Raw genomic sequence first — 11305 nt, 5'->3', positions numbered from 1 at the left:
ATGCGTTAATCTTCAATGAGTTCTTTTCTTTTTGTCTCCAACAGGTCTATAAACTCTTGCTCTTTCAGGGGCAATACGGAGAGGTAACGGCCTGCACCGTATCCAATCATAACATACTGTAGTACGGAGAAGTTACCGATTCGCACGGAGGTTCTGCGTTCTACGGATATAATGTCTTTGAGCCAGATGGTTTTAGGCTTAGAGAAACGACCGGACGAGAGTATCAACCTGCCGTCTGTTGTAATGGTATAGGTGGTGTGGATGAAGCGTTCGATGAGCAATACAAGCATGATCATACAGATGGCTGCCAGGATGATGCTTTTATCCCATAACAAAAAGAAACTCAATCCGCCTAATAGTATAAGGTATAGGTATTGGTACCACGCAATGCGTACATGAAATATTCGATTCATAAAGTCATTGTGTCAGAATTATGGTGCAAGTTAATACTTTTACCAGTAAATCACAACAAAAAGGATAAATAAGCGCAGGGTATCTATTTGCCATTTTATCAAAATGATATCCCAACGCCTCTGGATTTGCGTAATTAAGGCTCAAGTAAGGGAAGATAATTCTATATACAATCCAAGCGCATTAGGATCAAAGCGAATGTTACAAAAACAATACACTGAATGGCATATTATTCTTATTGCCGGGTATTCGCATTCATCTTTTCCGATTACTCTTTCATATTTAAACAATATGGCGATTCTAACTCATCAGTAGTTTCTCTTCATCTGGAGTAAATCGGAATATTCTTACGCTTTTTATTCGCCTCAACTAATCTAAAATCACCTTTTTGACTTTAAGAAACAAGCAAACGAGTTAAATGCTAGTAGCATTTCGCCCGGATGCAATAGGCATTTCACTAAAATGCAATAACCATTTGCTCGAAATGCAATAAGCATTCGGCCCGAATGAAGTAAGCAAACAGGGAATCAGGTACTGAAATCATACATTTCCTGTGCTGGTTCGCTGTTTTTAAAACATAACGAGTTAGTAGAATTGCAGATATCGCAACAATATGCTTTCTATTTCAAAGAAAACGCATCCTTTTGGCATATTCGGCAACGTGCCGTCGAAGATTTAATAACCACCACCTGTCTGGACAATTTAAAAAGCTGCGCTTTGCCCAGGAAGAAATTCAAATGATAAATATCGCCGGAATCGGCATCCATTTCGCCCAACCAGTAAGTTATTCTGAACCGGTTCCTGTTCGAAGTAAAAGATAGTCGATGAATCGGATGATAAGACAAAAGCAGTTTAACCACCAGATAAACAAACACCGCCACACCCAACGCCACGGCAAGTATCGTAAAATCGCCCCTCAACGAGCGCAAACCAACCAAATCTTTCGCCCCTTGCAACACATACGGAGACAAAAACTGTCCCAGAAACTGCGCACAGCTACTAAACGACAATGCCAGGATACAAGCCGCACCCGAACATTTATTGGTAATCAAGATCAACAACGAAGGAAACAACACCCCAAAGCTAAAGCCCACCAACGCCGAGCCTGCCACCACCGGCATCAGGGCATAAGCCGAAGAAAGGATAACATACCCCAAAGCCATAATCGCCACCCCCAACATCACCGTATAGGTTCTGAACCACCGGCGGAGAACCGACAGAATCAGTCCCGAAACGAACCCCGCTATCATAAAAGCAGAAATAACAACTCCCGCAGACTGCGCATGCCCAATCCCCTGCTCCTTCATAAACAAAGCCACATTGGCAGGCACGGCATAGAACGCAACATTAACCAACAGCATGCCCAGAATGATCCACCACACATAACGCGGGAATGTCTTCGACGCCGCCTTGTGCTCCGTCTTTTGAGGTTTATCGTTGGGCAACAACACGATGTTCAATACCAAAACCATGACGGCAACCAGGTAAATATAAAAACTATAATGCCAGTCGACAGAAGAAAGCGGAGCCACAACAAACGAAGCAATCACCCCCATCAGGTAAGAAGCGGCACCCGAATATCCGGTTATCTTCGCTTTCAGATCACCCTGAAAGTTCACCGCGATCAACGTCTGCGAGATAGGCATAATCAATCCGCATCCGCAACCCAGTATCGCCCGCCACACCAAAAGTTCGGTTATACTATCTGCAAAAACCGGAGCAATGCCCCCGACAATATAAATAACGATACCCGCCATGAGCACATGTTTATTCCCAAACCGGTGCACCAAATGCCCCGAAACAAGGCTGAAAGGGATAATAAACAACGAAGGCAGCGTCAGAACCGTTTTAATCATGCCGATTCCCACCTCCGGAAAAGCACGGCTGATGTTTGCCAGCGCAGGCGAAACAGCAGCACTGGCCATTACCGTAATCATAGAGATGGAGAGAATGGCAAAAGTGAGCTTCTTATTCATAATCATTATAAATAACGTAGTTAAATCGGCTGCAAAGGTAACGCTTTTTCGACCAGCTGTTTCAAATTACCACAAAAACAGTACAACAAACCGAGTTATTTTGTAGTTTTGCAAGAAGAAATACATTATATCATGGTCAAAAAGTTCGATTTCCTTGTAATCGGCTCCGGCATAGCCGGTATGAGTTTTGCGCTGAAAGTAGCCGGCAAAGGCAAAGTAGCACTGATCTGCAAAACAGAACTGGAAGAAGCAAACACCTACTACGCCCAGGGCGGAATAGCCTCGGTAACCAATACACTGGTCGACAACTTCGAGAAACATATAGAAGATACCCTCATCGCAGGCGACTGGCTGAGCGATCGCCAGGCCGTGGAAATGGTAGTGCGCGAAGCTCCCGGACAAATCGAAGAGCTCATCAGTTGGGGAGTAGACTTCGACAAGAACGAACAGGGCGAATTCGACCTGCACCGCGAAGGCGGCCACTCCGAGTTCCGGATACTCCACCACAAAGACAGCACAGGGGCCGAGATACAGGAAAGCCTCATCGCGGCCATCAAAAAACACCCCAACATCGAGGTTTTCGAGAACCATTTCGCCATCGAAATACTCACCCAGCACCACCTGGGCATCACCGTCACCCGGCAAACGCCGGACATAAAATGCTATGGCGCGTATATCCTCAACGAATCTACCGGCAAGGTCGACACCTTCCTCTCTAAGATAACCCTTATGGCCACCGGTGGTGTAGGCGCCATCTACCAAACCACCACCAATCCGCTGGTAGCCACCGGCGACGGCATTGCCATGGTTTACCGTGCCAAAGGAACGGTGAAAGACATGGAGTTTGTACAATTCCACCCCACGGCGCTCTATCACCCGGGCGACCGCCCATCGTTCCTCATTACCGAAGCCATGCGCGGTTACGGCGGAGTACTCCGCACGAAAGACGGCAAAGAGTTTATGCAGAAATACGATTCCCGCCTCTCACTCGCCCCCCGCGACATCGTGGCCCGCGCCATCGACAATGAGATGAAGAACCGCGGAGACGACCATGTGTACCTCGACGTAACGCACAAAGACGCGGAAGAAACCCGGAAGCACTTCCCCAACATATACGAGAAATGCCTCAGCCTGGGCATCGACATCACCAAAGACTACATCCCCGTTGCCCCGGCCGCCCACTACCTTTGCGGAGGTATCAAGGTAGATCTCAACAGCCAATCGTCCATCGAGCGGTTGTACGCCGTAGGCGAATGCTCCTGCACAGGGCTTCACGGCGGAAACCGACTGGCATCCAACTCGCTTGTAGAAGCCGTTGTCTATGCCGACGCCGCTGCCAAACACAGTCTCAACGTGATGGAGAACTATACGTATAACAGCGAAATCCCCGAATGGAACGACGAGGGAACCAGCTCCACCGAAGAGATGATACTCATCACCCAAAGCATGAAGGAAGTGAACCAGATCATGAGTGCCTACGTAGGCATTGTACGTTCCGATCTTCGCCTCAAACGCGCCTGGCTCCGGCTGGACATCATCTACGAAGAAACGGAAAGCCTCTTTAAGCGTAGCTTTGCCTCGCGGGAAATCTGCGAACTACGTAATGTCATCAACGTAGGATACCTCGTTATGCGCCAGGCCATCGAACGGAAAGAAAGCCGGGGACTGCATTACACGATCGACTATCCGCGGAAGAATTGACCAAATCATCACCATTATGAAAAGACGCAACTTTATCCGGACATTATTCGTTAGTGGAGCAGGCATAATGACCGCTCCCGTAATCAAAGCTGCCGCACCCGATGCCCCATCGGACCTCAAACCGCAGACTAACATTGAAACGGCCAGAAACATTCCCCGCACCATGCACTCCATGCCGGGCAAATATCCCGGAAAAGTCGTTAAAGCCAACCACCCCAACCCCGTTGTAAGCGGCAAAAACATATAAAGCCCTGATACATCTTCCCAACCGGAACGAAGTAGAGAAACTAAAACGCACCCTCACTCCCGATAATATACTGGAAGATAGTGAAAACTATATTTACTTAAAAGGTGACGAGAAGAAAGAGAGTGAAAAAGAATCAAACGACTTTGGCTTTTAAGGAGATACGAAACAAAAAAATCCCGTATCCAGACTAAATTCTTTGCAAAATATAATCATACATTCAATTTTAAGCATTATATTTGTCCCCTTATTTTTCAAGTATAACGTAACAAAACAGCTTAAATTAGATTTATGGTTAAATTTAGTGGTAAATATGTTGCCGTATTTGCAACATGCCTGGCTTTTCTATTCACAGCCTGCGGGGATAAAGACCTTTCTATCCCAGGACCCGGAGAAGAAGACGATGACAACAACGATCAACCTTCACTCCTGGACTATTCAACAACGCAAAGTGTTAAGTTTAATCTTGTTTATGATGATGCCCCAAAAGGGTATGCTGCAACTTTTGAGGTCTACAGCGAAAACCCGTTCATTGAAGAGGATTTTAAAATGTCCTCAGAGCCGGGTGCACCAACGGTGAAAAGACCCACCTTAAACACCAATCTTACACCCATTAGTGGTGGTATTTCAATATCAGGAAAGTACAACCTGACTAAAACCATTCCTTCGTACGTAAAGGAGCTTTATGTGTATTCTACCAGCATGTTCGTTCCTACGTTGATGAAAGCAACCATTCAAAATGGGGTAGCCGACTTTACAAGAGTTGATCTGACCGATGAGGTCACAAGAAATTCTTCACCAGCTACAAGAACCGTAGCCGATAAAAGACCCGACTTTTGCCTTCTGTATGAAGGTGGTGGAGTAGGCGAAACATCACTGAATGCATCCAATGACCTCTTATTACCCAACGGAGCAGTAGGACCAAACCATGAGCCATGCATTGCAGTTCATCATGATATTCCTGGAGAAGTTCTCAGCAAGATCAATGCTGCTTTCCCCGAAAAACAGAAAGTAGAAAAAGATTCGCCATACTTATCCGAGGCATCCCTTTATCTGAATAAACCAGCTCAAGTATGGATCTCTATCATACATACAGGAGCACAATGGGAAAATACATTGGGATATTTCTATCATGATGGTCCTGCCAATGAACTGGTACATGAAAACAGAACAGGAATAACAAACAAAGAAATAATTGCAATACCCCTTGCAAAACTCAAGACTTCAGATTCAAAACTTGCCTTGCAAAGCGGTGATTATGTGCAATTAAAGTATTTCAATGAAACCACTCAACAGTGGGAAAATGAATTCCCTGCCGGTCTTACTATTGGATGGTTATTACACCCCAAATCCTACGACAGAACAAATAAAAGACTTGCTGCAAGCGGCTGGCAATGGCCACTTTGTTCCATCAATACACTTAATACCGACGGCCATCGGATTGACTGCATAGTATTCGATGCCGGAACAGAAGCAAAACCATTCGTTTGCGTCGGATTCGAAGATGATTACAGACGCAACAATTATCCGGCAGCCGATGAGGATTTCAATGATTTGATATTCCATGTACTTACCGATCCGATAGATGCAATAAAGCCTGTAGAACCCATTCCTTCTGAAGAAGAAGATGTAGAAACTACAGTTAACAAAAAAGGAATATTAGCCTTCGAAGACAACTGGCCAAGCGAAGGAGACTATGACCTGAATGACGTAGTGATGAGATACAGCTCAAAAGCTACATTGACCTGCAAACCCGGAGAACAGGTTGCTTATATGACCAAACTGGAAGATAGATTCAGCCTGATTCATACAGGTGCCGACTTACCGAATAAGTTTGGTTTCAAAGTAAATATTGACCCTTCTTATGTAAAGAGTATCTCTGTAAATGGAAAGGCCCATACATATATAAAAGACAATTTCGATGGTATCGGATTTATTGTTGATTTATGCAATGATGCAACCAACACTCCTCCTGTTGTTCCTTACCAACCCAACACTCAACCCTTCCATTACGACATCGTTATGGAATTCGAAGATGGAATAACCGAAGAGCAATGGGAAGCTGCATGTGCGCCATACAATCCATTCATCACTCCAAAAGATAAGACTGAAGTGCACCTTCCATACTATCCCCCTACAGACAGGGCAGACTTAAGTCACTTCGGCACGAAACATGACAGATCGGACGTAGAGAAAAAGATCTATTATGTTAGTGGTGAAAAGGTACTGTATCCTTTCGCATTGCATCTTTCGGGAGTAGATACATTTATCAACCTGGGAGAACACGATAGAATCAACATCACCTACCCAGACTATGACAACTGGGTAAAAAGCAATGGTAAAGAATACAGAGACTGGTATTTGAAATAAGCGGCAAGGTGTCGCTGCCAGATTTATATAAAACAATAACGGCTGTCCTGCATGGACAGCCGTTATTGTTTTATATCTTATGATGATAACTGATTACCAGTTTTCCTTCTTCACTTCAAAGTGAGCCTGTGGATGAACACATGCAGGACATACTTTTGGAGCTTCAGTACCGGCATGGATGTAACCGCAGTTACGACATTGCCATAGTACTTCTTCAGTCTTAGCAAATACAGTATTATCTTCAATATTCTTCAGGAATGCAAGGTATCTCTCTTCGTGTCCTTTTTCAGCGATAGAAATATTGCGATACATAGCAGCGATTGCAGGGAAACCTTCTTCTTCTGCGATATCAGCAAATTTAGGATAGTCGATAGCCCACTCTTCGTGTTCGCCGGCAGCGGCAGCTTTCAGGTTTTCCATGGTTGTACCGATAACACCTGCTGGGAAAGTACCGGTAAATTCTACCATACCACCTTCCAGAAACTTAAACATACGTTTTGCATGTTCCTTTTCCTGATCAGCTGTTTCAGTAAAAATAGCAGCGATTTGTTCGTAACCTTCTTTTTTTGCTACGCTTGCGAAGTAAGTATAACGCATTCTAGCCTGTGATTCGCCTGCAAATGTGCAAAGCAAGTTCTTCTCTGTACGAGTTCCTTTAATACTTTTAGCCATAATATTATTATTTAGAAAAATGAATTAAATATAGATTATTGATATTACGTGTCCACTATTAGCCGTCTCTAGCATCTATTTCCCTGTATCCACTTATATATAACAACACAAAGATATAAATTGATTAGCAAAAAGCCATTTATTTTTTTATTAATTAAATCTTTCAGACTAATAGATTCTATCTATCTATAAACAAATAAAAGAAGACTTTGAGACTTACTGTTTCTTTTTTGCCTAATTTTGCGGCGGCAAGGTGCCGCTGCCAGGTTTCCATGCGGAAAGCAAGGCAGCATAACCAGGTTTTAATAATAATATTGTTTGTGGTGAATCACCACTCTAGTAAAATGAAAGGATTTGTTTTTAGACCTAAGCTAATCTCTACGCTTAAAAATTATTCGAAAGAGACATTCATGGCCGACCTCATGGCCGGACTCATTGTAGGTATCGTAGCGCTTCCACTGGCTATCGCATTTGCTATAGCCTCAGGAGTTTCGCCCGAAAAGGGAATCATTACAGCTATCATTGCTGGATTTATCATCTCCCTATTAGGCGGCAGCAAGGTACAGATCGGTGGACCAACCGGTGCGTTCATTGTCATTGTTTATGGCATTATCCAACAATACGGCGAAAAGGGATTGATCGTAGCCACCATCATGGCAGGTGTGATGCTTATCCTCTTGGGAGTATTCAAACTCGGCACTATCATAAAATTTATTCCTTATCCTATCATTGTAGGTTTTACCAGCGGTATTGCCGTAACCATCTTCACTACCCAAATCACAGATATATTCGGCCTGTCTTTCGGTGAGGAAACCGTTCCCGGCGACTTCCTGGGCAAATGGGCGCTTTACTTCCGGCATTTCGATACGATCAATTGGTGGAACACCATCATTAGTATCTTCAGTATTCTTATCATCGCCTTTTCGGGTAGAATAGTCAAGAAAATACCCGGATCGCTCATTGCCATTATTCTGGTTACGGTAGTTGTTTATCTACTGAAAACATACGCCGGAATTGATTGCATTGATACTATCGGCGACCGCTTCACTATTAAATCCGAACTACCGGATATGGAAGTACCCGTCATCAACTGGGAAATGATCAATGGTTTACTTCCGGCAGCCATAACCATTGCCGTGTTGGGAGCCATAGAGTCGCTGCTCTCGGCTACCGTAGCCGATGGTATGATTGGCGATAAACATGATTCTAACACAGAGCTGATTGCACAGGGAGCAGCGAATATGATTACTCCATTATTTGGTGGTATACCTGCAACAGGAGCCATCGCACGTACCATGACCAATATCAATAATGGAGGTAAAACTCCGGTAGCGGGAATAATCCACGCCGTGGTTTTGCTACTGATCCTGTTGCTGTTGATGCCACTGGCACAATATATACCCATGGCATGTCTGGCGGGAGTACTGGTGATTGTTTCTTATAATATGAGCGAATGGCGGACGTTCAAAGCGTTGCTGAAAAATCCAAAGTCGGATGTTGCCGTACTACTTATCACCTTCTTCCTGACGGTTATATTCGACCTGACTATTGCCATTGAGATCGGGCTTATCATTGCTTGTTTGTTATTCATGCGCCGCGTAGCCGAAACAACCGAGATATCCGTAATCAAAGATGAAATCGACCCAAGCTCGGAGACGGATATAGCTATTGGTAAAGACGAAAACATCACCATACCTGAAGGTGTGGAAGTGTACGAAATCAACGGACCTTATTTCTTCGGTATAGCCAATAAGTTTGAAGAGCAGATGATCCTGATGAGAGATAAACCCAACGTTCGTATCATCCGTATGCGTAAGGTTCCGTTTATCGACTCAACCGGTATTCATAACTTAACTACGCTTTGCCGGACTTCGCAAAAAGAAAAGATCACGATTGTACTTTCAGGAGTCAACAGAAAGGTGCATGATACACTGGAGAAAGCGGGATTCTATGATCTGATCGGCAAAGAGAATATCTGTCCGAACATCAATGTAGCTCTGGAAAGGGCAAAGGAAATTATCCGGGAATAAGACTTACTTTCTTTCTCATCAGGAGATATTGGAATATCTTCTGATGTTATTGTTAATAACTCCTAGAGATAAGGTTACCGACATGTACATCATGGTAACCTTATCTCTAGGAGTTAATTGTATCTCCATACTATGAAAAGCAAGAGATGATTAAGAGATATTCAGGAAATATAAGAAGGTAGACTTCACTTCACCCAAACATCTGTGATCTCTGCTACGTATACCGTATGATAATCACCGTGTGTGGCATCATACCACTGTTTGGGTATAGCCTCATCCAGAAAGTTTTCTTTCTTCAACTCGGTAGTATATAGTTTACGGCACTCCAACGAAAGGCGCGACTGTTCAAAAAGGATATTACCTCTTTCAGAGATAACAGGTTTCAATCCGGTTTCTTTTACTTTATCTACTTCTCTACCCGATTTTGAACCGCATATCTTATGAATCGCTTTATTCTCTTCGCCCAGGAAAGACAGGGTAAAGGAATCATTTTGTTCAGTAAACTTATGCGTGTAACGTTCGGGACGTACAAAAACAAACACTACGGGTTTATTCCACAGGAAGCCTACCCCACCCCAACTAGCGGTCATGGTATTGAAGGAATCTTTGGTTCCTGCTGTGACGAGCATCCACTCTTTGCCGATTACTTCAATAAAGTTATCGGTCAGTTCTTTAACGGTTATCTTTTTCATTATTATATAGTATATATGGGTTATATAGAAATCGAACTTATGTTCCGTCATTGCAACCGTAGGTGAAGCAATCCAGCTCACAGCCGTATAAATCTGGATTGCTTCACCTACGGTTCGCAATGACGGAACATATATGATTTATTCTCCCCGTTAGTAAGATGCAGTGGTGTATATTCCTTCTTTTTTAAGCAAAGAAACAATACGATCCAATTCTTCCCTTGATGCTTTTAATAAGTCATGATCAGGCGTTTCACGCTCAATTGTATATATCATAACCTGTCGGGGAGCTATTTCTTTGACTGCTTCTATCCAGGGCAAAACATAGTTGTCGGATGTATTATCGACATCTTTGCCTTTATACATTCCTTTCAGAAACATCGTCTGAATAATGCAATTGCCATTATAAGCTTTCAGATGTTCTATCACATCGGATAGTGAGTATTTTGCTACCGGACGATCTACAAGACGAATATAATCTTCATCTACCGTATCAAGCTTTAATATATTGTTATCGACTTTATTTAAAGCATCAAAAACAGCCGGGCGGTTGATATGTGCTGCATTACTTAAAACACTCACCTTGGCATTGGGAAAATATTTATCCCGCAAAGCCAATGTATCGTCAATTATCTCTGCAAAATGAGGATGAATAGTCGGTTCACCGTTTCCTGCAAATGTAAAAACATCGGGAGCAGGGCCATTTGCCTGCATATCCTGTAGCTTATTCTCCAAAGCTATATGCACCTCTTCGCGTGTGGGCAGTTTAGATTTCGTTTTAAAATCGCTATTATATCCACATTCGCAATAAATACAATCGAAAGAACATACTTTCCCATCGGCAGGCAACAGGTTTATACCTAAAGAAACCCCTAACCGACGGGAATGTACCGGACCGAAAATGGGAGTATCAAAGAGTATTGTAGACATTATCTTTAAATTTTAATACAAAGATAATGCTTTTACAAAGATTATTCTTTTGTTCTCTCAATATCCTCTTTAATGATTTCATCCATTTCCTTAATCTTCTTCTTGCGTTGTGCAGAGGTATCTTTATGTTTCTGCTCTTCATGCACATCCAGATTATCGGAAATACTTGATTCCCATCTACTAAATTTTTCTTTTGCCGGATGACCAGTTGGTCTTAAGTTTTCTTCCGCAAATTCATTGTTTCTATTAATCTGATCTCTCATAATTCATTCATTTTAAAGG

General features: G+C 43.2%; 10 protein-coding genes. 4 read left to right on the top strand and 6 right to left on the bottom strand.

The features are described from left to right. Positions 1-5: 5 nt before the first annotated feature. The gene (locus tag D0T87_RS01165; RefSeq protein ID WP_163171994.1) at positions 6-413 is read right to left on the bottom strand and encodes a PH domain-containing protein; all 408 of its coding nucleotides are present in this window, start codon (positions 411-413) and stop codon (positions 6-8) included. Positions 414-1031: 618 nt separating this feature from the next. Then, positions 1032-2387: an MFS transporter gene (locus D0T87_RS01160; RefSeq protein ID WP_163171991.1), complete on the bottom strand. Its 1356-nt coding sequence runs from the start codon at positions 2385-2387 to the stop codon at positions 1032-1034. Between the two features lie 132 nt (positions 2388-2519). Between D0T87_RS01160 and nadB the strand changes: the two genes are divergently transcribed. From nadB to D0T87_RS01145, 3 genes are all read left to right on the top strand, one after another. After that, the gene (gene nadB / locus D0T87_RS01155) at positions 2520-4088 is read left to right on the top strand and encodes an L-aspartate oxidase (RefSeq protein WP_163171989.1); all 1569 of its coding nucleotides are present in this window, start codon (positions 2520-2522) and stop codon (positions 4086-4088) included. 16 nt (positions 4089-4104) lie between these two features. Continuing rightward, positions 4105-4335 (top strand): hypothetical protein, encoded by a 231-nt coding sequence (locus D0T87_RS01150; protein WP_163171988.1) that lies wholly within the window; start codon positions 4105-4107, stop codon positions 4333-4335. A 288-nt stretch (positions 4336-4623) separates the two neighbouring features. Then, the gene (locus D0T87_RS01145) at positions 4624-6702 is read left to right on the top strand and encodes an LruC domain-containing protein (RefSeq protein ID WP_163171986.1); all 2079 of its coding nucleotides are present in this window, start codon (positions 4624-4626) and stop codon (positions 6700-6702) included. 93 nt (positions 6703-6795) lie between these two features. Here D0T87_RS01145 and rbr read toward each other — a convergent pair whose 3' ends face one another. After that, a complete protein-coding gene (gene rbr, locus D0T87_RS01140) occupies positions 6796-7374 on the bottom strand; it encodes a rubrerythrin (protein WP_163171984.1) in 579 nt (192 codons plus the stop codon). A gap of 344 nt (positions 7375-7718) precedes the next feature. On the opposite strand from rbr, the gene D0T87_RS01135 reads away from it, so the two are divergent. Continuing rightward, positions 7719-9404: a SulP family inorganic anion transporter gene (locus tag D0T87_RS01135; protein ID WP_163171982.1), complete on the top strand. Its 1686-nt coding sequence runs from the start codon at positions 7719-7721 to the stop codon at positions 9402-9404. A 185-nt stretch (positions 9405-9589) separates the two neighbouring features. Here D0T87_RS01135 and D0T87_RS01130 read toward each other — a convergent pair whose 3' ends face one another. From D0T87_RS01130 to D0T87_RS01120, 3 genes are all read right to left on the bottom strand, one after another. Then, positions 9590-10099, bottom strand: a complete 510-nt coding sequence (locus D0T87_RS01130; RefSeq protein ID WP_163172280.1) for a flavin reductase family protein — start codon at positions 10097-10099, stop codon at positions 9590-9592. A 147-nt stretch (positions 10100-10246) separates the two neighbouring features. Then, positions 10247-11023, bottom strand: coding sequence for a radical SAM protein (locus D0T87_RS01125; RefSeq protein WP_163171981.1), 777 nt, complete (start codon positions 11021-11023; stop codon positions 10247-10249). Positions 11024-11064: 41 nt separating this feature from the next. Then, entirely contained in the window at positions 11065-11286 is a 222-nt protein-coding gene (locus D0T87_RS01120; protein ID WP_163171979.1) for a hypothetical protein, read from the bottom strand. Between the last annotated feature and the right edge of the window lie 19 nt (positions 11287-11305).

This window comes from Bacteroides sp. 51 (genome assembly GCF_010500965.1).
In the GTDB taxonomy this organism is placed as follows: Bacteria; Bacteroidota; Bacteroidia; order Bacteroidales; family Bacteroidaceae; genus Bacteroides.
The sequence above is the reverse complement of the archived record's forward strand: the minus strand, read 5'-3'. Positions and strand labels throughout refer to the sequence as shown.